This is a genomic window from Fundidesulfovibrio agrisoli (genome assembly GCF_022808715.1).
Classification (GTDB): Bacteria; Desulfobacterota; Desulfovibrionia; order Desulfovibrionales; family Desulfovibrionaceae; genus Fundidesulfovibrio; species Fundidesulfovibrio agrisoli.
Genome location: NZ_JAKZKX010000027.1, coordinates 14,401 through 36,567, shown reverse-complemented (window position 1 = coordinate 36,567; position 22,167 = coordinate 14,401). Strand labels below are relative to the sequence as shown.

Below are 22,167 nucleotides of genomic sequence, written 5' to 3'. Positions count from 1 at the left end.
CCATGAGGGATGCCCGTGGGACACTCAACTTCGTCCGTCCAAGAACTTCTCGAAATGCGCGACCGTTACGTGCCCAAGGGGCCGTTCAACGCGAGCCGCTACATCGCCGCCTCCGCCAACGGAGCCGTGATCACCGACCTTGAAGGCCGTGAGCTGATCGACTTCGCCGGGGGCATCGGCGTGGTCAACGTGGGGCACTGCCACCCCAAAGTCGTGGCCGCCATCAAGGAGCAGGCTGAGAAGTTCATCCACACCTGCTTCCACATCGTCATGTACGAGCCCTATATCAAGCTGGCCAAGAAGCTCTGCGAGCTGGCCCCGGGCGACTTCGAGAAGATGGCCCTGTTCGCCAACTCCGGCGCGGAAGCCGTGGAGAACACCGTCAAGATCGCCCGCAGCCACACCAAGCGCCAGGGCGTCATCGTGTTCGAGGGCGGCTTCCACGGCCGCACCCTGCTGACCATGACCATGACCAGCAAGGTCAAGCCCTACAAGTTCGGCTTCGGCCCCTTCGCCCCCGAAGTGTACCGCATGCCTTACGCCTACTGCTACCGCTGCCCCATCGGACTGGACCGCAAGACCTGCAACGCGGCCTGCGCCGACATGCTCAAGGATTTCTTCATCGGGAACGCCGCCGCCGAGAGCGTGGCCGCCCTGGTGGTGGAGCCGGTGCTGGGCGAGGGCGGCTTCGTCACCCCCCCCAGCCTCTACTTCCAGAAGCTGGCCGCCATCTGCCGCGAGAACGGCATCGTCTTCGTGGCCGACGAAGTGCAGACCGGCTTCGGCCGCACCGGCGAATACTTCGCCATGAACCACCACGGCGTGGCCCCCGACCTGACCAGCGTGGCCAAGAGCCTGGGCGGCGGCATGCCCATCTCCGGCGTGGTGGGTCGCAGGGAGATCGTGGACGCGCCCCAGGTGGGCGGCACCGGCGGCACCTACGGCGGCAACCCCCTCTCCTGCGCCTCGGCCCTGGCCGTCATCGAGGCCTTCGAGGAGGACAAGCTCCTGGAGCGCGGCCGCGCCCTGGGCGCCAAGCTCCAGGCCCGTTTCGCCTCCTGGATGGAGAAGTACGAGATCATCGGCGAGGAGCGCGGCCTCGGCCCCATGCGCGCCCTCGAACTGGTGACCGACCGCGAGACCAAGGCCCCGGCCACCACCCAGGCCAAGGCCCTGGTGAAATACTGCGTGGACAGGGGCCTGCTGCTCCTCTCCTGCGGCACGCACGGCAACGTCATCCGCACGCTCATGCCGCTGGTCATCACCGACGAGCAGCTCGAACGCGGCCTGGCGATTCTTGAAGAAGGTTTCAGCGAGCTTTCCAGGGGCACGCTGTAGCAATCAACGCAACGAGGACCGGGGACCCCCCGCAGCGCGACAACCGTCAACTCAGGGAGTAAGGCATGAGCTACGCCTCCATCGGCAAACGGCTTCTCGGACTGGCCGCCATCGGCCTGCTGACCGCCGGCCTTTCCGGCCCGGCGTTCGCACAGAAAACCATCAAGATCGGCAACGTGGAGCCCCTCTCCGGCCCCTCGGCCTCCGTCGGCGTCCAGGGCAAGCAGGCCCGCGAGATGGCCGTGGAGGAGATCAACAAGAACGGCGGCATCAAGAGCCTGGGCGGCGCCAAGCTGGAGCTGGTCTACGCCGACTCCAAGTCCGACCCGACCGTCGGCGTCACCGAGACCGAGCGCCTGATCAACACCGAGAAGGTGCAGCTCATGACCGGCTGCTGGAACTCCGCCGTCACCTACCCCGCCACCCAGGTGGCCGAGCGCTACGGCGTCCCCTTCGTGGTGCCCGTCGCCGTGCGCGACACCATCACCGAGCGCGGCTTCAAGTACGTTTTCCGCATCGCCGCCAAGGACTCCTGGTGGGTGCGCGACCAGTTCCGCTTCCTCAAGGACATGCAGGACGAGACCGGCGTGAAGCTCAAGACCATGGCCCTGGTCTTCGAGAACGGCGACTGGGGCACCGGCTTCGCCGAGAAGTGGCGCGCCCTGGCCAAGAAGGACGGCTACGAACTGGTGCTCGACGAGCCCTACCCCTCCACCGCCTCCGACCTGACCCCCGTGGTCACCAAGCTCAAGGCCGCCAACCCCGACATCGTGATGCTCGTGTCCAACGCGGCCGACGCCATCCTCATCACCAACACCATGGCCGAAATGAAGGTGAAGCCCAAGGTCACCGTGGCCAGCGGCGGCGGCCACGCCGACCCCAAGTTCCTCGAGAACGCCGGCAAGAACGCCCTGTACCTGTTCGACGAGGTCGAATGGAACACCGACGTGAACAAGCCCGGTGCCAAGGAAACCAACGCCGCCTTCAAGGCCAAGTACGGCTACGACCTCACCGGCGAGTCCGTTGACGCCTACGTCGCCATGTACGTGATCGCCGACGCCCTGGAGCGCGCCGCCTCCACCGACCCGGAGAAGGTCCGCGCCGCCCTGGCCGCCACCAAGCTCTCCACCGGCCCGGCCATGATCTGCTCCTACGACAGCATCGAGTTCGACGAATCCGGCCAGAACAAGAACGCGGGCATCGTCATCGTGCAGGTCGCCGACGTGAACGGCCAGCTCGACCGCGTGACCGTTTGGCCCAAGAACGCCCGCCGCGCCGGGTACACTCCGGTTTTCCCGGCCAACAAGTAAAACACCGACCCGCTTCTGCCACAGCCCTCCCCGGGCCCGGGCCCGTCCGCCGCACGGGCCCGGGGAGGCGCACAAACACCGGAGACGACGCATGACCGCGGTGATACAGGCGGTGATAAACGGCATCATGATGGGGGCCATGTACGGCCTGACGGCCCTGGGGCTCACCCTGATCTTCGGGGTGATGAAGGTGGTCAACTTCGCCCACGGGTCGCTTCTGATGGTGGGCATGTTCGCCGCCTACTGGCTGATCAAGCTCACGGGCATCCACCCCTATCTCTCCCTGCTGGTGGTTCCGCCGCTGCTCTTCTTTTTCGGCTATTACATGCAGAACCTGCTCATCAAGCCCGTGTTCAGGGCCGAGCAGCAGGTGCGCGAACCGCTCACGGTCATCATCGTCACCACGGGCGTATGGTACGTGCTGGACAACCTGGCCCTGATGCTCTTCGGCGCGGAGTACCGCACCGTGAAGACCTCCATCACCGGCACATCCTTCTCCATGGGCGACTTCATCGTCTCCATACCCAAACTTTCGGGCTTCGTGGTCTCCGTGGCCACGGCCGTGGGCCTCTGGCTGTTCATGGTCAAGACGCGCACGGGCAAGGCCCTGCAGGCCACCAGCCTGGACCGCGAGGCCGCCAACCTCATGGGCATCGACCAGTACCGCATCTACAACCTGGCCTTCGGCATCGGCACGGCCATCGCGGGCATCGCGGGCTGCGTCATCATGCCCTTCTACTACGTCTACCCCTCGGTGGGCGTGGTCTTCGACATCAGGGCCTTCATCATCGTGGTCCTGGGCGGCCTGGGCAGCATCCACGGGGCCATGCTGGGCGGCGTGATCATCGGGCTCATCGAGTCGGTGTTCTCGCAGTTCATGCCCTCCACCTGGACAGAGGCGATCATCTACGCCGTGTTCCTGGTGATCCTCTTCGTCAAACCTTCCGGCTTCTTCGGGAAAAAACAGGACTGGTAGGAGGCGCACGTGAGCCGGAAACAACTCGACATGACGCTGCTCGTCCTGGCCGTGGCCGTGTGCTTCGCACTGCCCCTGGTCATCACGAGCCCGACGTACCTGCAGATCCTCATTCTGCTCTTCTTCTACGCCTACCTGACCACGGCCTGGAACCTGGTGGGCGGGTTCGCGGGCGTGCTGCCGCTGGGGCACTCCGTGTTCGTGGGCATCGGGGCCTACACCTCCACCATTCTCTCCAACCAGTACGGCGTCTCGCCCTGGATCGGCATGCTGGCGGGCGGCGTGATCGCGGCCTTCGTGGGCGTGCTCATCGGCAAGCCGACCTTCCGCATGCGCGGGGCCTACTTCGCGCTGTGCACCATCGCCTTCGCCGAGGGCATCCGGGTGATGATCGAGAACATCGACTCCATCGGGCCCATCAAGATCAACGGCCCGCGCGGCCTGCTGATCCCGCTCAAGGGGGACTCCTTCTGGAACTACCAGTTCATGCACAAGGAGCCCTACTACTACATCATCCTGACCATGCTCCTCCTGGTGGTGGCCCTGACCTGGTTCATCTCCCGCTCGCGCATGGGCTACTACCTGGCCGCCGGCGGCGAAGAGCCGGAAGCCGCCCAGGCCCTGGGCATCAACGTGGCGCGCTACAAGCTGATCTCCATGGCCATGAGCTGCTTCCTCACGGCCCTGGCGGGCACCTTCTACGCCCAGCTGATGCTCTACTTCTACCCCAAGGGCCTCTTGGGGCTCGACCTCTCCTTCGAGATCGCCTTCATCGCCCTCATCGGCGGGCGCGGCACCATCGCCGGGCCGGTCATCGGCGCTCTGGCCCTGCGGCCCCTGAACGAGTTCACCCGCATCTACCTGGGCTCCCAGCTGCCGGGCCTGCACCTGGTCATCTTCGGCACGATCCTGATCCTGGTGATGCTCTTCCAGCCCAAGGGCCTCACGCCCCCCCTGGCCAGGCTCTACGACAAATTCGCCGCGCGGATCACCGGTGAGGGAGGCGCGAAATGAACATCCTGGAAATCAAGGACCTGACCAAGCACTTCGGCGGCCTCACCGCCATCCACGACCTGGACCTGCACATCGCCAAGGGCGAGATCCTGGGCCTCATCGGCCCCAACGGCGCGGGCAAGTCCACCCTGTTCAACTGCGTGGCCGGGGTGTTCCCCCCCTCGGTGGGCGACATCCGCTTCAAGGGCGAGTCCATCGCCGGGAAGAAGCCGTGGGACCTGTGCTCCCTGGGCCTGGCCCGCACCTTCCAGATCGTGAAGCCCTTCGGCTCCAAGACGGTGCTCTACAACGTCATGGTGGGCGCGTTCCTGCACACGGGCTCCACCTCCAAGGCCCGCGACAAGGCCATGGAGGTGCTCGAAACCCTCCAGCTCGACCACCGCAAGGACCAGCTGGCCAGCAACCTGACCATCGCCGACCGCAAGCGCCTGGAGATCGCCAAGGCCCTGGCCACCGACCCCGAGCTCCTGCTGCTGGACGAGGTCATGGCCGGTCTGCGCCCCACCGAGGTGGACGACATGATCGCCATCATCAAGGGCCTGCGCGACCGGGGCGTCACCGTGTTCGTGATCGAGCACATCATGCGCGCGGTCATGGCCCTTTCCGACCGGGTGGTGGTGATCCAGTTCGGCGAGAAGATCGCCGAGGGCAAGCCCGAGGACGTCACCAAGGACGAGAACGTGATCAAGGCCTACCTGGGGAGTGAATATGGCGCTGCTTAGCGTGGAGAACATCGACGTCTTCTACGGCGACGTCCAGGTGATAAACGGGCTCTCCCTCACCGTGAACGAGGGCGAGGTGGTGTCCATCATCGGCGGCAACGGCGCTGGCAAGTCCACCCTGCTCAAGACCATCTCGGGGCTTATGCCCGTGCGCTCGGGCAGCATCACCTTCAAGGGCGACCGCATCGAGAACCAGCCCCCGGAGACCATCGTGGAGCGCGGCCTTGTGCACGTGCCCGAGGGACGCAGGCTGTTCTCCCTCATGAGCGTGGCCGACAACCTGGAGATCGGGGCCTACATCAAGCGCGCCTTCAAGGTGAAGGACAAGACCCTGCGCCAGGTCTACGAGCTGCTGCCCAGGCTCCTGGAGCGGCGCGACCAGATGGCCATGACCCTCTCCGGCGGCGAGCAGCAGATGGTGGCCATCGGGCGCGGGCTCATGGCCCTGCCCGGCCTGCTCATGCTGGACGAGCCGTCGCTCGGCCTGGCGCCCATCCTGGTCAAGTCCATCTTCGAGACCCTGCGCAAGATCGCGGATACCGGCACCACGGTGCTCCTGGTGGAGCAGGACGTGCACCACTCGCTCAGCCTCTCGGACCGGGGCTACGTGCTGGAGCACGGCCGCGTGGCCCTGGAAGGCCCGGCCGCCGAACTGATCGACAACAAGCACATCAAATCCGCCTATCTGGGCATGTAGAGGGACGATGCACGGTTTCCACGGCAAGATCCTGGTGGTGGACGCAACCTCGCGCAGTTTCAGCGTCGAGAGCGTCCCCGACGAGGTGTACGAGGCCTACCTTGGGGGCAAGGGGCTGGCCACCTGGCTCCTGCTCACCCGCAACCCCGCCGGGGCCGATCCCCTCGGGCCGGAGAACAGGCTGATCTTCGCGGCCGGGCCCTTCTGCGGCGGCGCGGCCTGGGGCGGCAGCCGCTACGGGGTGTTCACCAAGTCGCCCCAGACGGGCTTCTACGCCGAGTCCTACTCCGGCGGCAGGACGCCCGAGGCTGTGGACTCGGCAGGGTTCGACGCCGTGGTCATCGAGGGCGCGGCGGACGCGCCCCTGGCCCTGACCATCCACCCCGGGGGTTGCGAGTTCCACGACGCCTCGGAGCTCTGGGGCATGGACTCCTACAAGTCAGAAGACGAGGCCCTGGCCCGTTTCTCCATCGACAAGCCGGGCTACGGCAGGCCCGGCGCGGTGGTCATCGGCCCGGCGGGCGAGAACCTGGTCAGCTTCGCCATGATCGCCAACGACCACTGGCGCTGCGCCGGCAGGGCGGGCGTTGGCGCGGTCATGGGCTCGAAGAAGATCAAGGCCATCGTGTTCCAGGGCGACGCCAAGCGCGTCCCGGCGGACCCCATGGGCCTGCGCTCCTACGCGGCGGCCTTCGCCAAGGCCGGGGTGCAGTCGCCCGGCGTGAAGGCCTACAAGGCCCAGGGCACCACCATGATGGTGGCCCTGATGAACACCGCCGGAGCCTTCCCGGCCAAGTACTGGTCGCAGGGCAGCTGCGAGCACTGGCCCAACCTCTCGGGCGAGCGCTTCCACAAGGAGCATCAGGTGGAGCCCCACGCCTGCCTGAAGTGCTTCATGGCCTGCGGGCGCATGGCCACCCTCAAGACCGGCCGCCACGCCGGGCTGACCCTGGAAGGCCCCGAATACGAGACCATCTACGCCTTCGGCGGCCTGTGCATGATTACGGACATGACCGAGGTGGTCTACCTGAACGACCTCTGCGACCGCCTGGGCATGGACACCATCACCGCGGGCAACCTCTGCGCCCTGGTGATGGAGGCCGTGGAGCGGGGCCGCCTGGACATGGACGTGCGCTACGGCGACGCCGACGCCTGCGCCCGCCTCATCGAGGACATCGCCGCGCGCCGTGGCGCCGGGGCCGTGCTGGCCAAGGGCATCGTGCACGCCGCGCGAGAGTGGGGCCTGGAGGACCTGGCCATCCACGTCAAGGGCATGGAGCCCCCCGGGTACGATCCGCGCGTGCTCAAGGGCATGGGCCTGGCCTACGCCACCTCGGACCGGGGCGCCTGCCACCTGCGCACCACCTTCTACAAGCCCGAGCTGGCCGGCTTCATCCCGGCGGACGCCGTGGAGAACAAGGCCGAGATGCTCATCGACTACGAGGACAGGCTGACCATCTTCGACACCCTGATCCTCTGCCGCTTCTTCCGCGACCTCTACACCTGGGAGGAGCTGGAAAAGGCCGTGCACCTGGTCACCGGGCTGGACGCCTCCAAGCCCGCCCTGCGCCGCCGCGCGGCCGCAGTGTCCGACATGGCGCGGGCCTTCAACCTGCGCGAGGGTCTGACCCCGGAGCACGACCGCCTGCCCGCCAGGCTGCACCGCGAGGCCCTGCCCGACGGCCGGAAGCTGACGAAGGACGAGATGGACTACATGCTGGCGGACTACTACCGGCTGCGCGGCTGGACGGACAACGGCTGCCTCAAGGAGCCGGTTCCGGGCGCGGCGGCCAGCTGACCCGAACCCGTAACGCCACCAAAGGAGCGGCTTATGCTTGTGGGCGAATGGATGCTCAAGGACGTCACCACCGTTACCGAGGACGTGTCGATGCACAAGGCGGGCAGGATCATGCAGCAGCGCGGCGTGCGCCGCCTGCCCGTGGTGGACGGCGAGGGCAGGCTGACCGGCATCGTCACCGAGCGCGACATCAAGGCCGCATCGCCCTCCAAGGCCACCTCGCTCGACATCTACGAGATGACGCAGCTGCTCTCCCAGATCAAGGTGCGCGACATCATGACGCCCAAGCCCCTGCGCATCCGCCCCGGGGGCACGGTGGAGCGGGCGGCGGCCATCATGCGCGACAACAAGGTGGGCGGCCTGCCCGTGGTTGACGACGACGACCGCGTGGTTGGCGTCATCACCGATACCGACATCTTCCGGCTCTTCACCATGATAAGCGGCGTGGACCGGGGCGGCGTGCAGCTGGCCGCCGTGCTGCCCGTGGAGCAGGGCAACCTCAAGCAACTCATCGACGACCTGCGCGGCATGGACGCCAAGATCGTGAGCATGCTCTCGCACCTCAACGCCAGCGACGAGAAGAAGCGCACGGTCTACATCCGCCTCCGGCCCATGACCGAGGCCGACGAGTACCGCATCAGGGACCGCATCCAATCCAGGCATCAGCTGCTCTACTGGGTCAAAGACTAAGCTAGAACTTCGCGCCGACAATCAGCGCCCTCCGGGACGGCTTGAAAAAGCCGTGTCCTGGAGTGCGTCCAAAATCCGGGGCCGCAAGGCCCCAATAACAGGGGACCGCCCCACAGGAGTGAGCCATGCGGCCCGACGGTTTCAAAGTTTTCCGCAACCTCTGCTTCATCGACGGCAAGTGGATGCCCGCCCTGGACGGCGAGACGATCGAGGTGACTAACCCCGCCACGGGCGAAGCCCTGGGCACCGTGCCCCGCTGCGGCACCAAGGAGGCCTCCCTGGCCATCGCCGGGGCCTCGCGCTCGCTGACGGCCTGGCGATCCATGACGGCGCTGGAGCGCGGGGCCTTCCTGCACAAACTCCACGCCCTGATCCTGGAGAACCTGGACGAGCTGGCCGCCCTGCTCACCCTGGAGCAGGGCAAGCCCCTGGCCGAATCCAGGGGCGAGATCCTGCAGGGGGCGTCCTACTTCCCCTGGTACGCCGAGGAGGCCCGCCGCGCCTGCGGGCAGGTGATCCCCACTCCGGCGCGGGGCAAGCGCCCCCTGACCATCCACCAGGGCCTGGGCGTGGTGGGCGTCATCACGCCCTGGAACTTCCCCTTCGCCATGATCCCGCGCAAGGCCGCGCCCGCGCTGGCCGCGGGCTGCACGGTGGTCATCAAGCCCGCCTCCCAGACGCCCTACTGCGCCCTGGCCCTGGCCGCCCTGGCCCAGGAGGCCGGGTTCCCCGCGGGCGTGTTCAACGTCGTCACCGGCGACTCCTCGCGCATCGGGGCCGAGCTCACGGGCGACCCGCGCGTGCGCAAGCTCTCCTTCACGGGCTCCACCGAGGTGGGCAAGAAGCTCATGGCCCAGTGCGCGGGCACCGTGAAGCGCCTCTCCCTGGAGCTTGGCGGCAACGCCCCGCTCATCGTCTTCGACGACGCGGACATCGAAAAGGCCGTGGAGGCCGCCCTGAGCTCCAAGTTCCGCAACGCGGGCCAGACCTGCATCTGCGCCAACCGCATCCTGGTGCAGAACGGCATCTACGACGCCTTCGTGCGCCGCCTGGGCAGCAAGGTGGACGGCCTCAAGCCCGGCAACGGCCTGGAGCCCGCCACCACCCTCGGGCCGCTGATCGACTCCAAGGCCGTGGCCTTCATGGAGTCGCTCGTGGCCGACGCCGTGGCCTCCGGCGCGAGGGTGGCCGTGGGCGGCAAGCGCCACGCCCTGGGCGGGCTGTTCTACGAGCCCACCCTGCTCACGGGCGTCACGCCCTCCATGCGCGTTTTCAAGGAGGAGATCTTCGGCCCCCTGGCCCCCGTGGTCTGCTTCAGCTCTGAGAAAGAGGCCATCGCCCTGGCCAACGACACCAACGCCGGGCTGGCCTCCTACATCTTCACCCGGGACATCGGGCGCATCTGGCGCGTGAGCGAGGCCCTGGAGTACGGCATGGTCGGCGTGAACGAGGTGACCCTGGCCATGGCCGAGGCCCCCTTCGGCGGCGTCAAGGAGAGCGGCATGGGCCGCGAGGGCGGGCACGAGGGGCTCATGGACTACATGGACACCAAGTACATCCTCATGGGCGGCATCGACGCCTAGCCTCGCCAAGCCTCACCACACTATGAAAAAGGCCCCCGGCGAAAGCCGGGGGCCTTTTGAATGATAAGGGATTCCAAAGGGAGGAACTCCCTTGCCCCGCCGGAGGCCGCCCCCGTTGGTCCAGGCACCCGCCGGGGCCTCCCCAGGGCCGAACCGGCCGCTGTATTTGAAGAACATCAGCCAGTTCGGCCCTGAGGAGGCCCCGGCTGGACCCGCCATGGCTCACCTCGTCTAAACGTGGCAAACATACAAGGCCCCTTCCCAACATGGTGTCGGGTCAGGACTCCGCCCCCGGTGGGTGAGAAATCAGCTCTTGGTGATCCAGACCGGCAGGCCGGAGTGCGCCACGATCCACTCCACCACGCCGCCCATGAGCAGCCTGCGCAGCCCGGTGCGCCCGTGGGAAGCGATGACGATGGTCCCGCTGCCGCCCTCCTCGGCGTACTTGAGGATCTCCTCCGGCGCGTTGCCCTCGAGCACCTTGCCCTTGGCGGCGACCCCTTTGGCCTTGGCCATCTCCAGCACCTCGCCCACAAAACCCTTGGTGGATACGGCCAGCTCCTGCGCGGCCTGGGGGGCCAGGGCCAGGTACTCGTTGGGCACGTCCATCACGGAGACCACCTCCACCAGGGAGTTGAGCTCCGCGCCCACGGCCAGGGCCTTCTCGGCGGCGGCCAGGGCGTAGCGGGAGCCGTCCGTGGCCAGGACCAGGCGGCGCAGGTTCACGGCGGCGCCCTCGGGCACGATGAGCACGTCGGTATGGGAGAAGCCGATGGTCCGGGCGGTGACGCTGCCCAGCAGCAGACGGCCCATGGTGGAGGTGTTGCGCCGCCCCATGACCACCAGGTCGGCGCGCATGGAGTCGGCCAGATCCGCGATGACCTCGCCCGGCTCGCCGCTCTCGCAGACGGTTGCGATGGTGAGGCCCCGCAAGGAGGCCTCCCGCGATGCCGCGGCCAGGGCCTGCTCGCAGGGCTGGCGCAGCACGCGGGAGATGTCCCCCACGCCCACCAGCCTCAGGTCGCCCTGGTAGGGCGGGGCCACGGCCACCGCCGTCAGTGAGGCCCCATGCGTTCCGGCCAGGTCGAGGGCCGCCTTCAGGGCGTGCATGCTGGGCTGGGATTCGTCCACACTCACGAGCAGGCGCTTGATGGGCATGATGGACCTCCGGGTGCTAACGGTTCGTGTTCTTCTACAAATCATCCGCCCGGGCCGGGCGCAAGAAAAAGTCAGGCCCGAAGCATTGCGCATACCAGGGGCCTGACTGTTCATCCAAAGCGCTGCGCGCGCCGGTGCCTTGGCGGAGTGTTATGCTTCCTGTTCCACGCTCGTGGGCGACATGGCCTTCTTGGCCTTGAGCATGCTGCCCAGGATGATGACCGCGCCCACCACCAGGGAGACGACCATGAACCCGAAGCTGACCTTGCTGAGCACGGCCAGGGTGGCGTCGCTCACGTCCATGAGGCCCAGCTTGCCCAGGTACTCGGGCATGGCCAGCGCGCGGGACACGGCCACGATGAGCATGATGGTGCCCATGACGATCTTGATCATGTGCTCCTTGACGTAGGTGGTGCCGATGGCGCCGAGCTGCACGCCCAAGAGCGACCCGGCCAGGATGATAAGCGTGAGGCGGATGTCCACCATGCCCTGCATGGCCCAGTTGATGGAGCCGGCCAGGCCCATGACGAAGGCGATGACCAGCTCCGTGGCGGAGGCGACCAGGCTGGTGGCGCCCAGGATGTAGATCATGCCGGGCACGCCCACGAAGCCGCCCACGGCGATGGTGGCGGCCAGCAGGCCGGTGGCCAGGCCCACGGGCAGCAGGAACCACAGGGAGATGCGCAGGTTGGCGCGCTTGAAGCTGACCATGGGCCACAGCTCGATCTTCTGGAGCCTGAGCGCCAGGGAGCAGGTCTGCTCGACGCCGCAGGAGTTCTTGGAGGACTTGAGGGCGTCGATCATCACGATGCCGCCCACCACCACCAGCACCAGCACGAAGGAGACGCTGACATACAGGTTGGAGCCGGCCTGGCCCCAGGCGTTCAGGATGAAATTCTGGATCTTGATGCCGATCTGCACGCCGATGCCCGCGAAGGCGGCCATGAACAGGCCCAGCTTGATGTCCACCTGGCCGTAGCGGTAGCGCTTGATGGAGCCCACCAGGGCCTTGGGGAACTTGTGGCACATGTTGGAGGCCACGGCCACGGTGCCGGGCACGCCCAGGCTCATCATGCCCGGGGTGAGCACGAAGGCACCGCCGGAGCCGATGAAGCCGCTGACCAGGCCGCCGATGAAGCCCACGATGAACAGGAAGCTGATCCCGGCGGGATCGAGCGTGATGAATTTGGTGGCTTCGTTGAGCATATCCATTGTCGTTCTCCTTGCGGTTCTGGGCTGGTTAGGCGTTGACGGCCGCGCGGGGGCGGGTGTCCTTGCGGGCGGGGGCCTGGGCGGTGGCCTGGGCCGGGGCCTTCTTCACGGCGTCGATGCCCAGCACCTGCCAGAGGGTGCCGGCGAAGGTTCCATGGATCCAGGAGAACAGGAACACGGTGGCGATGGGCAGCGCGGTATAGATGCCGCCGCGGGCGAAGTTGGCCATGATCACGTCCTGTAACATGTACACGGCGGTGTACAACGCGCAGCTGCCGATGCCGTATGCCACGAGCTTGCCGTAGGGCTTCTTCTTGTTGGCGTGCATTCTGAGTCTCCTTGTTGCTAAAATTTTCACAAACAAGGGCGGTCCAACCCCACCCCTACCCGATCACCTCGAACAGGGGCATGCTCACATGGAATCCGTCCCTGCCACGCTGCTCCTTCACCGCGAGCACGAATTCGACCCGCCGAAGCCTGCCGCATTCCTGCTCCACCACATCAGAGGCCCTGCCGAAGCGCAGCACGTGCCGGAAAACGACCCCGGCCTGGCGCGCCTCGCGGGCGAAATCCCCAGCGGACTTCTCGGCCCGCATCTCGAAGAGCCCACGGCGCTTGGCCGCCTGCTCGTCGTTCTTGTCCGCGTCGGGCCTGCCGACGCTCAGTCCCACCACTTCCGTGCCCAGCCTGCCGGCCACACCCAGGGCCTGACGGATGAGCGCCGGAGAAAATTCCGCTTCGGTGGACACGGCCACGATCTTCTTGCTCTCCCCGCCGGTGGGGGTGAGGCCAAGGTCAGGGCCGGAGAGGCCGTATTCGGCCAACCCGGCGGCCTGGCCGGTCTGCTCCAGGAACTCCCGGATGCGGCCGGGCCGCCGGATGCGGACAGCCCCTTCGGGCTTGTCGCTGACGCGCCTCGCCATGACTGGCTAGACCCTCGCCCTCGGGCGGTTGTCGGGGCGCTTGGTTGCGGCCGAAGCCTTGCGGCCACGCTGCGCGGCCATGATCTCGAGGGCTTCGCGGTCCAGGTCCTGCTCCGCGAAGGCCAGGGCTGCAAACACGGTTTCAATGCGTTCCCTGATGCTGGCCATGATCGTGTCCTCCTCGTTTCGTTGCCCCCATAGTCCAAGATGCGTGCCAACAGCATACGTGCTGTAATTATTTGACTTTTTTGAATGGCAGAAGATTTTTGCGTTGCATCGTGCAACGCCTTTCGGCCCAAGGGGGCTGCACGGCGTGTTGCGCATCACAACAGCCGTTGCATAATGTTACACGCTGCAACGGCGCTGTTGCGCCGGGGGCGGGATTGAACGTAGACAGGTGCAAACCTGCGAGGTGCACATGATCTTCTTCCAGAAGCGCACAGAGGGGAAAACTCCCGAATCGCCCACCTCCGACCTGGAGGCGTTGCGAGCGCGGGCCAAGAGCCCGGACCTGCCCGCCCACGCCAGCGAGGCCGCCCTGCGCGAGCTGGACCGCCTGGCCAAGACCGACCCCTCCGTGGCGGAATACTCCGTGGGCCTGGGCTACCTGGACTTCCTCCTGGGCCTGCCCTGGAACGCCCTCACGCAGGACAAGCTGGACCTGGCCGCCGCCGGGGAAGTGCTGGCCGAACGCCACTACGGCCTTGGGCAGGTGAAGGAGCGTGTGCTTGAGTACCTGGCCTCGCGGGCGCTTCGGGCCTCGCGCGATTTCCACATCCTGGTGGTGGACGACGAGGACATCGCCCGCACCAACCTCGAGTATGTGCTCAAGAAGGAAGGCTACCGCGTGCGCGGCGCGGGCAACGGGCTGGAGGCCCTGGAGGAGATCGGGCGCTGGGAGTTCGACCTGATCGTCACGGACCTCAAGATGGACCGCATGGACGGCATGCAGCTCTTAGAGGAAGCCCGCAAGATTTCGCCCAACACGCAGGTGATGATGGTCACCGGCTTCGCCACCGTGGACACCGCGGTGCAGGCCATGCGCCAGGGCGCGGTGTACTACCTGGCCAAGCCCGTGAACCTGGACGAGCTGCGCGCCACCGTGGCCCGCATCGCGCGGGAGAAGGCGGCCCCCACCGTGTTCCGCAGCCCGGTGCTCTGCTTCTCAGGCCCCCCGGGCACGGGCAAGACCTCCGTGGGCCAGGCCATCGCCCAGGCCCTGGGGCGCAAGTTCCACCGCATCTCCCTGGCGGGCCTGCGCGACGAGGCCGAACTGCGCGGCCACCGGCGCACTTACGTGGGCGCGCTGCCGGGCCGGGTGCTGCAGTCCATCAACCGCCTGGGCGTGCGCAACCCCGTGTTCATGCTCGACGAGCTGGACAAGATCGGCAAGGACTTCCGGGGCGATCCGGCCGCCGTCTTCCTCGAAATGCTCGACCCCGAGCAGAACAGCCAGTTCGTGGACAACTACCTGGAGGTGCCCTTCGACCTCTCCCAGGTGCTGTTCATCGCCACGGTCAACGACGTGCGCGAACTCTCCGGCCCCCTGCTGGACCGCCTGGAGCTGGTGCCCTTCCAGGGCTACACCACCGCCGAAAAGGTGCAGATCGGCCTGCGCCACCTGCTGCCCAAGCAGTTGCGCGAGCACGGCCTGACCCACCCCTTCCCGGAGTTCACCGCCGACGCCGTGGGCGCGGTGGTGGACGGCTACACGCGCGAGGCGGGCGTGCGCAACCTGGACCGCGAGCTGGGCCGGGCCTGCCGCAAGCTGGCCAAGCTGCGCCTGGAGGCAGGGCCGGACGGCGCCGCCGCAGCGGCCGTCACTGTCGGCAAGGACCTCATCCCCGGACTGCTCGGGCCGAGGAAATACGCCCGCGAGGCCGCCGGGGGCGAGCCGCGTGTGGGCGTGGCCACGGGGCTGGTCTACGCCGACCACGGCGGGGAGATCATCTTCGTGGAGGCCATCCGCATGAAGGGCCAGGGCAACCTCACCATGACCGGGTCGCTGGGCGAGGTGCTCTGCGAGTCGGCCCGGACCGCGCACAGCCTGGTGCGCTCCAGGGCGGCGGAGCTGGGCATCGACGGGGAGTGCTTCCTCTGCGAGGATCTGCACGTGCACATCCCCGCCGGGTCCATCCCCAAGGAGGGCAGCTCGGCGGGCGTGACCCTGGCCACGGCCCTGGCCTCGCTCTATACGGGCCGGGCGCTCAGGCGCGACGTGGCCATGACCGGGGAGATCACGCTGACCGGGCAGGTGCTGCCCGTAGGGGGGATCAGGGAGAAGATTCTGGCGGCCGCACGCGCCGGGGCCGCGCGGGTGATTCTGCCCGAGGGCAACAGGCCCGAGGTGGAGGCCATGAGCGCGGAGGAGCTGTCAGGGGTGGAGGTGGTGTTCGTTAAGGGCGCGCTGGAGGCGCTGGAGTTGGCTGGGGTGTAGGGGCCCTGAACGGGCGCGGCCCCCGCAGGCCAGTGTTGCGATGGCAGGCGGCAACCATCGATGCGAGGCCCGTGCGTCGAGTGTGATAACCCTCCCGCCTACCAGCCCAGGATGGCGGCAAGTTTCGCGCTGGCTTCTTCCACAAGGGCGTTCGATGCCCGGCCCTTCACTTTCAGGCCCCTTGCGCGCCAATCCAGGCTTTTGGTCTGATCGACCAGAACGACGCCGTAGCAGCATTCGCCGGACGGGATTTCGACTTCGAAGGGATAGCCTTTCACCTGGCTCGTGAGCGGAGCCACGAAGGCGAACCCGGTGACTTCGTTGAACGCGCGCGGGGACATCACAAGCCCGAATCGCGCCCCCGCCTGCTCGTGGCCGGCCTGGGGGTCGAAATCGAGGTGCACGTAATCGCCCCTGTCAGGCGTTTTCCCGCTCACAGCAGCTCTCTGCCCTTTTGGCCGCCCATATCGAGGGCGTCGTGCCTGTTCTCAGGCGTCACCTTGCTGAGCAGCTCCGCAAGGTCGTATTTCCGCCGGGCCTTTTTGATGGTCAGCCCGTCAACCGACGTGTCGATGCTCACGGCGTCGTCGGCCTTGAACCCCGCCGCGTCCGCGATTCCCTTGGGGATACGCAGGCCGATGCTGTTGCCCCAGCGTTTCAGAACGACTTCCATGGTCATGGGTTACCTCCGGCTCCTGTCGATGGATTCACGTGAGAATCCCGAGCGGGATCGCTTGCATCCCGCCGCCGATGCCGCTCATCCGGTCATTGTGCGGTGATGCAACGGCAGGGATGATAATTTTGTATAATGCAGGCGGATGGGGGCGTCAACCAGTGCTGCTGCTTCTGCCCGAGGGCAACAGGCCCGAGGTGGAGGCCATGAGCGCGGAGGAGCTGTCAGGGGTGAAGGTGGTGTTCGTGATGGGCGCGCTGGAGGCGTTGGCGTTAGCGGGGGTGTAGCCGTTCCAGGGGGTATCGCACGCGATCCGGCTTGACTGACGCCCTGCGGTGTGTATTCTACACACATGGAGAGCAGGGAAATCATCCAACGCCTTGAACAGTGCGGATTCACCCTGCTACGCGTAAACGGCAGCCACCATGTTTTAGGGCGACCCGACGGGCAACGGGTGGTTGTACCACATCCCCGCAAGGACATCCCCGCCGGTACCCTGCGCAATATCTTCCGGCAGGCTGGTTGGCCCTGGCCGCCCCGATAGGAGAAACCATACATGCGCAAACACTATCCCGTAATCCTGCATACCGACGACGGCGTTGCCTACGGTGTCACCGTGCCGGACCTGCCCGGCTGCTTCACTTCCGGCGACACGCTTGAGGAAGCGCTTTCAAACGTCCAGGAGGCTGTGGAAGCCTTTCTGTTCGACGCGGACAAGGCCCCGGAGCCGAGCGCGCCTGGTGCGGTGTTGGCCTTGGCCGAAGCCGAGGGAGGCGTTCTGGCTTTTGTCGAGCTTGACCTCGCCTTTTTGGATAAGGAACCGGTGCGGGTGAACATCAGCGTTCCCAGGTTCCGACTGGAGCGAATCGACGCGGCCGCGAAGAAGCTGGGCCTGACCAGGTCGGGCTTTCTGGTTCAGGCGGCGGAGGCTCTTGCGGAGAGAAAACACCCTTGACCCTGGACGCCGAAGGAGCACCGCTCGGTTATCACTCCCCCAACCCATATCTCTTCACCTTCCGCCACAGCGACACCCGATCGATCCCCAGAATCTCGGCGGCTTTGGTCTTGTTCCCGCCTTCGTGGGCCAGCACGGCCTCGATGTGCCTTCTCTCCAGCTCTTCGAGCGTGATGAGCTCCGGGCCTTCGTGCTTCACCAGGGCCGGGGCCTCGCCCCTCAGATCCTGCGGCAAATCCGCCGGTTCCAGCTTTTCGCCCTTGGCCATAATCACCGCTCGCTGCACGATGTTCTCGAGCTCGCGGATGTTGCCGGGGTAGTCATAGGCCATCAGGTGCCTGAGCGCCTCGGACGACACCCCTGAGACCGTCTTGCCCATGGCGGGCGCGTATTTGGCGATGAAGTACCCGGCCAGCAGCGGGATGTCCTGCCGTCTCTCCGACAGCGGGGGCACGCGCAGGGTGATGACGTTGAGCCGGTAGTAGAGGTCGGCCCGGAACATGCCGTGGTCCACCTCTGTCTTGAGGTCCTTGTTGGTGGCGGCCAGGATGCGCGCGCTCACGTCTATCTCCTGGGTGCCGCCCACGCGGAAGAAGCGCCGCTCCTGCAAGACGCGCAGCAGGCGCACCTGCATGGTCAGCGACATCTCGCCGATCTCGTCCAGGAAGAGCGTGCCCTCCCCCGCCACCTCCAGGAGCCCCTTCTTGAGCGTGGAGGCCCCGGAGAAGGCCCCCTTCTCGTGCCCGAAAAGTTCGTTGGCCAGCAGATCCTCGTTGAAGGCCCCGCAGTTGATGGCCAGGAAGCGGCCGCCCCCGCGCGGGCTGGCCTCGTGGATGGCCCGGGCCACAAGCTCCTTGCCGGTGCCGGTTTCGCCCAGGATGAGCACGGTGGAGTCCGTGGGCGCGATGTGGTGGATGTTGTCGCGCAGGGCCTGGATGGCCGGGCTCTCTCCGATTATCAGCGGGCCGCTGCCCAAATCCGCCACCTGGCGGGAGAGGCGGGCAACCTCCTGGCGCAGGCGGCGCTTGACCATGGCCTCGGCCACGGTGGCGCGCACCTCGGCCAGGCTGTAGGGCTTGGTCAGGTAGTGGCAGGCCCCCAGGCGCATGGCCTCCACGGCGGTGGACACGGTGGCGTGCCCGGTCATGACCACCACCTCGGTGTCCGGCCAGAGGCGCTTGCACTCGGCCAGCACGGCCAGGCCGTCCAGGTCCTTCATGCGCAGGTCGGTGAGCACCAGGTCGAACTCGCGGTTGTCCAGCAGGGCCACGGCCTCCTCGCCGCTGGCGGCGGACGCCGTGGCGTAGCCCTCGCGCGTGAGGATGTGCGTGAGGTTCTCAACGGCTATGGACTCGTCGTCCACGATGAGGATCGTGCCGCCCTTCATCTGCCCGCCTGCTCAGAGTTCTTGGCCCCGCCGTGCAGCGGCAGGCGGATCACGAAGCGCGCCCCCTTGCCCGGGTTGCGCTCGGCCGCGATGGAGCCCTTGTGCTTCTCGATGATGCCGAACACGATGGAAAGCCCCAGCCCGGTGCCCTTGCCCACCTCCTTGGTGGTGTAGAAGGGGTCGAAAACCTTGCCCAGGTCCTCCTCGGGGATGCCCACGCCCGTATCCTCCACGGCGATCACGGCCGTGTTGTCCGCAGCGTCGGCCTCGGCGGAGACGGTGATGGCCCCCGGCGGCGCGGGGATGGCCTGGGCGGCGTTGAGCAGCAGGTTGATGAACACCTCCTGCATGCGGGCGGCGTCGAGATCCACCACCAGCCCCTCGGGGATGGACTTGCTCAGCGTGATGCCCGCCGGAACCTGGGAGGAGACGAGCCTGAAGGCCTTGGCCACCACCTCGTCGAGGCTGGCGGGCTTGAGGCTGAAATCCTTGGCGCGGGCGAACTCCAGCAGGCCCTTCACGATGTCGCGGGCGCGGATGACCTCCTGCTGGATGTTCCCGAGCATCTTGGCCGCGAAGGCCGGGTCGCACTCGGTCTGCTCCTCGATGAGGATCTGGCAGGAGGTGGAGATGTTGTTCAGCGGGTTGTTGAGCTGGTGGGCGATGCCCGAGGTGAGCACGCCCAGGGAGGAGAGCTTCTTCTCCTGGATGAGCTGGTCTTGGCGGCGCTCCAACTCGCGGGTCATGCGGTTGAAGGCCTCCAGCACGAGTTGGGTCTCGTCGCCTGAGCGGGGCACGTCCAGGGTTTTGAAGTTGCCCTGCCCCACCTCGGTGGTCGCCCTGGTGATGGTGCCCAGGGCCCGCAGGATCTTGCGCACCAGCAGGAAGGCCAGCACGATGCCCGAGAGCGTGATGAGCAGGCCGGAGACGAACAGCTGGCGCTTGAGGTCCGCCACCAGGCGGAAGGTGCGGTTGCGTTCAGAGTTCTTGATGTCCAGGGAGAGGTCCACCATGTCCTTGCCGGTCTGGCGCAGCTCCTCCCGAGCCTGGGAGATTTCCGTGCCCGGCTTGACCGGGTGCAGCGACATGCTCAGGGACTGGTAGCCGTCCAGGGCGACGGCCAGCCGGGCCATGGCGTTCTTGGCGCGCCCGTCGCGGGCGATGGCGGCCATTTCGGCCAGGGTCTTGCGGGCCTGGGCCGTGTAGTTCTGGGCCTCGTCGAAGTCCTCGTCGTGGCCGTAGAGCATGTAGTTCTTTTCGTAGCGCCTGATCTCGAGGATGGTGTTGGAGAGGTCGTCCGCGCCCTCCATGAGCGTCAGGGTGGCCTCCAGGCGGATGAGGTAGTTGTAGGAGACCACGCCCACCACGGTGAAGAGCAGTACGGGGATCACCACGCCCACCAGCACCTTCTGGCGGATGGTCAGGTGCGGAAGCCGGGAAAGAAGCGCGTCGAGGGTGCTCATGGGCCTGATCCTGCTCGCTTTTTGATATGGCGTAAAACGGCGCTCGGCCATGATAGACCCGGAAGTCCTGTTTGTCAGCCATGTTGCGGCGCGGGCCGCCGGCGAGGCGGCGCATAGACGCGGCGGAAGGCCATAAAAAAAGCCCCGTCCCTTGGGTGGGGACGAGGCGTTGGATTCGGAGGCATTCGCTGCCGCTTCAGGGATCGCATCCCTTCCTCGTGGCGCCCCGCCGCTGCCTTCCACGGCGGGATCTTCATGGCTTTACCGGTCCGCTATGGATGGTCCGCGATCCGGTGACGGTCACTCCGTCTGGTTTGCCTGGCCTTGTGGGCTGTGCGCCCGGTTGCCGAGGCGAGGGGTCGTCGCGGTCATCCGCCGGTATGGTCCTGATGCTGGCCCAATGGTCTTCACCTCCGTTGGGGTGGTCCACGTTGCCTTTGCCATGCTTATTAAATAGTCAGGAAATTCAGTCTGTCCAGGGGCGGCGGGCACAAAAAGCGCCCGGCCCCGAGAAGGAGCGCACATGACGGGACCGCAGAGCAAGGGCGGCCAGGGGCTTCCGGCCTGGGCCGGGGAAGAGGCCGCGCTGTACCGCAACAAGAAGAACGGCAAGCTCTACGTGATGCTGGCCAGGGCCGTGGATTGCACCAACGAGCGCGACGGCCTGCCCGTGGTGGTCTACTGCCCGCGGGACGACCCGGCCTTCGTGAGCGTTCGCAAGGAGCGGGAGTTCCTGGCCAAGTTCGACCCCGCCTGAGCGGCGGGGCCTCCGCCCGGAACGGCCCAGCCAGGTCAAGCTGGCGCGCCGTGCCCGACGGACGGAGCGGAACCATTGCCGCCGCCACGACGCTCACTTCCCGTTTCGCGCCCGCATTACCCTGGCAGCCTGTCGGCGATGGCGATTCACAAGGGCGAATCATCGAAAAGCCGGCACGGTCCGGCCAGTGGGGACACCCGGCGGACGATCAGCGCCAGTACCAGCGGTAGTGCCCGGGGCCGTAGTAGTACCCTTGATAGTAATACGGGTAGGGCCCGTAATAGTAGGCCGGGGGGGCATAATACGGATCAGGGCCGTAGTAGACCGCCGGGGCTGGCGGCAGCAGCTCGTAGTGGGTCACGCCGTCCTTGTCCTTGTAGACGGCGCAGCCGCTCAACAGCAGCAGGCAGAGGCCGAGCATCAGGCGTTTCATGCTTCCTCCCCGGCGCGTTTGGGCATTGCCCCAGTGAGCGCCCGTCAGACGCTCGGGCTGGGCTGGCGGTGTCCGCTTCGCGCCCTCGCGGTTTCCAGAAAAATGGTCATGTTTCGCCGAGTGGCAACCTCGGCCTCGAACAGTATGTCGTGGGCCGGCGTGCGGGGGTTTCATTGACGTAAACGCCCCGGCCTGGGCCGGGCCGGTCCGGCCCTCCAACAGCGTAGGATTGCACCGACAGGCACCAACGGGTTCGAAGCGCGGCAGAAAGGGAGGGGAATGCCCGCCGCCGGGCATTCCCCTCCCTTTCACGTTGTGAATCCGAACCTCAGTTCGCCGGACTCACCGCGGCGGCAGCCTTGGCGGCCTGCGCGTTGGTCTGCTTCGTGGCGCTCACCACGCAGCTCTGGTAGGCCTTGGCGCACTGGGCCTTATCCTGGCTGGTCGCCATGCAGGTTCTGTAGGTTCTCTTGCAGTAGCCCGGGTCCGCATAGGGGCTCGGGGCCTGGACCTGGCTCTGAGCCTGGCCCGCGGCCGCCGCGCCGAGCAGCAGCCCGCCCAGCAGGGCGAGCGCGCAGAAGTGTTTCATTGTCCGCAGCATGATCGGACTCCTCCGCTCAAATGTTTTTACGCACGGCTTC

25 protein-coding genes are annotated in these 22,167 nt (G+C 66.7%); 14 read left to right on the top strand and 11 right to left on the bottom strand.

Annotated elements, in window-relative coordinates; genetic code table 11:
* Positions 1–54 precede the first annotated feature (54 nt).
* The 9 genes from gabT to MLE27_RS15640 all read left to right on the top strand — a co-directional run bounded on the left by gabT (position 55) and on the right by MLE27_RS15640 (position 10,128).
* The gene (gene gabT / locus MLE27_RS15680; RefSeq protein WP_243313175.1) at positions 55–1,338 is read left to right on the top strand and encodes a 4-aminobutyrate--2-oxoglutarate transaminase; all 1,284 of its coding nucleotides are present in this window, start codon (positions 55–57) and stop codon (positions 1,336–1,338) included.
* Between the two features lie 65 nt (positions 1,339–1,403).
* A complete protein-coding gene (locus MLE27_RS15675) occupies positions 1,404–2,648 on the top strand; it encodes an ABC transporter substrate-binding protein (protein ID WP_243313173.1) in 1,245 nt (414 codons plus the stop codon).
* Between the two features lie 91 nt (positions 2,649–2,739).
* Entirely contained in the window at positions 2,740–3,624 is an 885-nt protein-coding gene (locus MLE27_RS15670; RefSeq protein ID WP_243313171.1) for a branched-chain amino acid ABC transporter permease, read from the top strand.
* 9 nt (positions 3,625–3,633) lie between these two features.
* Complete coding sequence (locus tag MLE27_RS15665) at positions 3,634–4,638, top strand: branched-chain amino acid ABC transporter permease (protein WP_243313169.1); 1,005 nt, start codon at positions 3,634–3,636, stop codon at positions 4,636–4,638.
* Positions 4,635–5,360 carry an ABC transporter ATP-binding protein gene (locus MLE27_RS15660; protein WP_243313166.1) on the top strand — a complete coding sequence of 242 codons (726 nt, stop codon included), beginning with the start codon at positions 4,635–4,637 and terminating at the stop codon, positions 5,358–5,360. Before MLE27_RS15665 ends, MLE27_RS15660 begins: the two co-directional genes overlap by 4 nt.
* Positions 5,347–6,057: an ABC transporter ATP-binding protein gene (locus MLE27_RS15655; protein WP_243313165.1), complete on the top strand. Its 711-nt coding sequence runs from the start codon at positions 5,347–5,349 to the stop codon at positions 6,055–6,057. The genes MLE27_RS15660 and MLE27_RS15655 overlap by 14 nt, the downstream gene beginning before the upstream one ends.
* A gap of 7 nt (positions 6,058–6,064) precedes the next feature.
* Positions 6,065–7,855, top strand: coding sequence for an aldehyde ferredoxin oxidoreductase family protein (locus tag MLE27_RS15650; RefSeq protein ID WP_243313163.1), 1,791 nt, complete (start codon positions 6,065–6,067; stop codon positions 7,853–7,855).
* A 33-nt stretch (positions 7,856–7,888) separates the two neighbouring features.
* Positions 7,889–8,545 carry a CBS and ACT domain-containing protein gene (locus MLE27_RS15645; protein ID WP_243313161.1) on the top strand — a complete coding sequence of 219 codons (657 nt, stop codon included), beginning with the start codon at positions 7,889–7,891 and terminating at the stop codon, positions 8,543–8,545.
* Between the two features lie 125 nt (positions 8,546–8,670).
* Complete coding sequence (locus MLE27_RS15640; protein ID WP_279355866.1) at positions 8,671–10,128, top strand: NAD-dependent succinate-semialdehyde dehydrogenase; 1,458 nt, start codon at positions 8,671–8,673, stop codon at positions 10,126–10,128.
* A 306-nt stretch (positions 10,129–10,434) separates the two neighbouring features.
* Here MLE27_RS15640 and MLE27_RS15635 read toward each other — a convergent pair whose 3' ends face one another.
* From MLE27_RS15635 to MLE27_RS15615, 5 genes are all read right to left on the bottom strand, one after another.
* Positions 10,435–11,286: a universal stress protein gene (locus MLE27_RS15635; RefSeq protein WP_243313160.1), complete on the bottom strand. Its 852-nt coding sequence runs from the start codon at positions 11,284–11,286 to the stop codon at positions 10,435–10,437.
* A gap of 150 nt (positions 11,287–11,436) precedes the next feature.
* The gene (locus tag MLE27_RS15630) at positions 11,437–12,498 is read right to left on the bottom strand and encodes a sulfite exporter TauE/SafE family protein (RefSeq protein ID WP_243313158.1); all 1,062 of its coding nucleotides are present in this window, start codon (positions 12,496–12,498) and stop codon (positions 11,437–11,439) included.
* A 28-nt stretch (positions 12,499–12,526) separates the two neighbouring features.
* Positions 12,527–12,826, bottom strand: a complete 300-nt coding sequence (locus MLE27_RS15625; protein WP_243313156.1) for a hypothetical protein — start codon at positions 12,824–12,826, stop codon at positions 12,527–12,529.
* Between the two features lie 55 nt (positions 12,827–12,881).
* On the bottom strand, positions 12,882–13,421 hold the full coding sequence (locus MLE27_RS15620) for a hypothetical protein (protein ID WP_243313154.1): 540 nt from the start codon (positions 13,419–13,421) through the stop codon (positions 12,882–12,884).
* Between the two features lie 6 nt (positions 13,422–13,427).
* Positions 13,428–13,589 carry a hypothetical protein gene (locus MLE27_RS15615; protein ID WP_243313152.1) on the bottom strand — a complete coding sequence of 54 codons (162 nt, stop codon included), beginning with the start codon at positions 13,587–13,589 and terminating at the stop codon, positions 13,428–13,430.
* A gap of 250 nt (positions 13,590–13,839) precedes the next feature.
* Between MLE27_RS15615 and MLE27_RS15610 the strand changes: the two genes are divergently transcribed.
* Positions 13,840–15,858, top strand: coding sequence for a S16 family serine protease (locus MLE27_RS15610; protein ID WP_243313150.1), 2,019 nt, complete (start codon positions 13,840–13,842; stop codon positions 15,856–15,858).
* Positions 15,859–15,956: 98 nt separating this feature from the next.
* Here MLE27_RS15610 and MLE27_RS15605 read toward each other — a convergent pair whose 3' ends face one another.
* Both MLE27_RS15605 and MLE27_RS15600 read right to left on the bottom strand, forming a co-directional pair.
* The gene (locus MLE27_RS15605) at positions 15,957–16,262 is read right to left on the bottom strand and encodes a type II toxin-antitoxin system PemK/MazF family toxin (protein WP_243313149.1); all 306 of its coding nucleotides are present in this window, start codon (positions 16,260–16,262) and stop codon (positions 15,957–15,959) included.
* Positions 16,263–16,291: 29 nt separating this feature from the next.
* Positions 16,292–16,537 carry an AbrB/MazE/SpoVT family DNA-binding domain-containing protein gene (locus MLE27_RS15600; protein WP_243313148.1) on the bottom strand — a complete coding sequence of 82 codons (246 nt, stop codon included), beginning with the start codon at positions 16,535–16,537 and terminating at the stop codon, positions 16,292–16,294.
* A 155-nt stretch (positions 16,538–16,692) separates the two neighbouring features.
* Between MLE27_RS15600 and MLE27_RS18035 the strand changes: the two genes are divergently transcribed.
* The 3 genes from MLE27_RS18035 to MLE27_RS15590 all read left to right on the top strand — a co-directional run bounded on the left by MLE27_RS18035 (position 16,693) and on the right by MLE27_RS15590 (position 17,486).
* Entirely contained in the window at positions 16,693–16,818 is a 126-nt protein-coding gene (locus tag MLE27_RS18035; protein WP_279355865.1) for a hypothetical protein, read from the top strand.
* 65 nt (positions 16,819–16,883) lie between these two features.
* The gene (locus tag MLE27_RS15595; protein ID WP_243313146.1) at positions 16,884–17,075 is read left to right on the top strand and encodes a type II toxin-antitoxin system HicA family toxin; all 192 of its coding nucleotides are present in this window, start codon (positions 16,884–16,886) and stop codon (positions 17,073–17,075) included.
* Positions 17,076–17,087: 12 nt separating this feature from the next.
* A complete protein-coding gene (locus tag MLE27_RS15590) occupies positions 17,088–17,486 on the top strand; it encodes a type II toxin-antitoxin system HicB family antitoxin (protein ID WP_243313144.1) in 399 nt (132 codons plus the stop codon).
* A 31-nt stretch (positions 17,487–17,517) separates the two neighbouring features.
* Here the strand turns inward: MLE27_RS15590 and MLE27_RS15585 are convergent, their stop codons facing one another.
* Positions 17,518–18,873, bottom strand: a complete 1,356-nt coding sequence (locus MLE27_RS15585; RefSeq protein WP_243313142.1) for a sigma-54-dependent transcriptional regulator — start codon at positions 18,871–18,873, stop codon at positions 17,518–17,520.
* Positions 18,870–20,336 carry a sensor histidine kinase gene (locus tag MLE27_RS15580; protein WP_243313141.1) on the bottom strand — a complete coding sequence of 489 codons (1,467 nt, stop codon included), beginning with the start codon at positions 20,334–20,336 and terminating at the stop codon, positions 18,870–18,872. The genes MLE27_RS15585 and MLE27_RS15580 overlap by 4 nt, the downstream gene beginning before the upstream one ends.
* A gap of 523 nt (positions 20,337–20,859) precedes the next feature.
* Between MLE27_RS15580 and MLE27_RS15575 the strand changes: the two genes are divergently transcribed.
* Positions 20,860–21,093, top strand: a complete 234-nt coding sequence (locus MLE27_RS15575; protein WP_243313139.1) for a hypothetical protein — start codon at positions 20,860–20,862, stop codon at positions 21,091–21,093.
* A 208-nt stretch (positions 21,094–21,301) separates the two neighbouring features.
* Here the strand turns inward: MLE27_RS15575 and MLE27_RS15570 are convergent, their stop codons facing one another.
* Together MLE27_RS15570 and MLE27_RS15565 are read right to left on the bottom strand one after the other, a co-directional pair.
* Positions 21,302–21,526: a hypothetical protein gene (locus MLE27_RS15570; RefSeq protein ID WP_243313137.1), complete on the bottom strand. Its 225-nt coding sequence runs from the start codon at positions 21,524–21,526 to the stop codon at positions 21,302–21,304.
* Between the two features lie 328 nt (positions 21,527–21,854).
* The gene (locus MLE27_RS15565; RefSeq protein ID WP_243313135.1) at positions 21,855–22,127 is read right to left on the bottom strand and encodes a hypothetical protein; all 273 of its coding nucleotides are present in this window, start codon (positions 22,125–22,127) and stop codon (positions 21,855–21,857) included.
* Positions 22,128–22,167: the final 40 nt, after the last annotated feature.

Bases quoted from the DNA above. Each gene is read 5' to 3' on its own strand.
- gabT (WP_243313175.1), top strand. From the start codon at position 55: ATGCGCGACCGTTACGTGCCCAAGGGGCCGTTCAACGCGAGCCGCTAC.
- MLE27_RS15675 (WP_243313173.1), top strand. From the start codon at position 1,404: ATGAGCTACGCCTCCATCGGCAAACGGCTTCTCGGACTGGCCGCCATC.
- MLE27_RS15670 (WP_243313171.1), top strand. From the start codon at position 2,740: ATGACCGCGGTGATACAGGCGGTGATAAACGGCATCATGATGGGGGCC.
- MLE27_RS15660 (WP_243313166.1), top strand. From the start codon at position 4,635: ATGAACATCCTGGAAATCAAGGACCTGACCAAGCACTTCGGCGGCCTC.
- MLE27_RS15655 (WP_243313165.1), top strand. From the start codon at position 5,347: ATGGCGCTGCTTAGCGTGGAGAACATCGACGTCTTCTACGGCGACGTC.
- MLE27_RS15650 (WP_243313163.1), top strand. From the start codon at position 6,065: ATGCACGGTTTCCACGGCAAGATCCTGGTGGTGGACGCAACCTCGCGC.
- MLE27_RS15645 (WP_243313161.1), top strand. From the start codon at position 7,889: ATGCTTGTGGGCGAATGGATGCTCAAGGACGTCACCACCGTTACCGAG.
- MLE27_RS15640 (WP_279355866.1), top strand. From the start codon at position 8,671: ATGCGGCCCGACGGTTTCAAAGTTTTCCGCAACCTCTGCTTCATCGAC.
- MLE27_RS15635 (WP_243313160.1), bottom strand. From the start codon at position 11,286: ATGCCCATCAAGCGCCTGCTCGTGAGTGTGGACGAATCCCAGCCCAGC.
- MLE27_RS15630 (WP_243313158.1), bottom strand. From the start codon at position 12,498: ATGGATATGCTCAACGAAGCCACCAAATTCATCACGCTCGATCCCGCC.
- MLE27_RS15625 (WP_243313156.1), bottom strand. From the start codon at position 12,826: ATGCACGCCAACAAGAAGAAGCCCTACGGCAAGCTCGTGGCATACGGC.
- MLE27_RS15620 (WP_243313154.1), bottom strand. From the start codon at position 13,421: ATGGCGAGGCGCGTCAGCGACAAGCCCGAAGGGGCTGTCCGCATCCGG.
- MLE27_RS15615 (WP_243313152.1), bottom strand. From the start codon at position 13,589: ATGGCCAGCATCAGGGAACGCATTGAAACCGTGTTTGCAGCCCTGGCC.
- MLE27_RS15610 (WP_243313150.1), top strand. From the start codon at position 13,840: ATGATCTTCTTCCAGAAGCGCACAGAGGGGAAAACTCCCGAATCGCCC.
- MLE27_RS15600 (WP_243313148.1), bottom strand. From the start codon at position 16,537: ATGACCATGGAAGTCGTTCTGAAACGCTGGGGCAACAGCATCGGCCTG.
- MLE27_RS15595 (WP_243313146.1), top strand. From the start codon at position 16,884: ATGGAGAGCAGGGAAATCATCCAACGCCTTGAACAGTGCGGATTCACC.
- MLE27_RS15590 (WP_243313144.1), top strand. From the start codon at position 17,088: ATGCGCAAACACTATCCCGTAATCCTGCATACCGACGACGGCGTTGCC.
- MLE27_RS15585 (WP_243313142.1), bottom strand. From the start codon at position 18,873: ATGAAGGGCGGCACGATCCTCATCGTGGACGACGAGTCCATAGCCGTT.
- MLE27_RS15580 (WP_243313141.1), bottom strand. From the start codon at position 20,336: ATGAGCACCCTCGACGCGCTTCTTTCCCGGCTTCCGCACCTGACCATC.
- MLE27_RS15575 (WP_243313139.1), top strand. From the start codon at position 20,860: ATGACGGGACCGCAGAGCAAGGGCGGCCAGGGGCTTCCGGCCTGGGCC.
- MLE27_RS15570 (WP_243313137.1), bottom strand. From the start codon at position 21,526: ATGAAACGCCTGATGCTCGGCCTCTGCCTGCTGCTGTTGAGCGGCTGC.
- MLE27_RS15565 (WP_243313135.1), bottom strand. From the start codon at position 22,127: ATGCTGCGGACAATGAAACACTTCTGCGCGCTCGCCCTGCTGGGCGGG.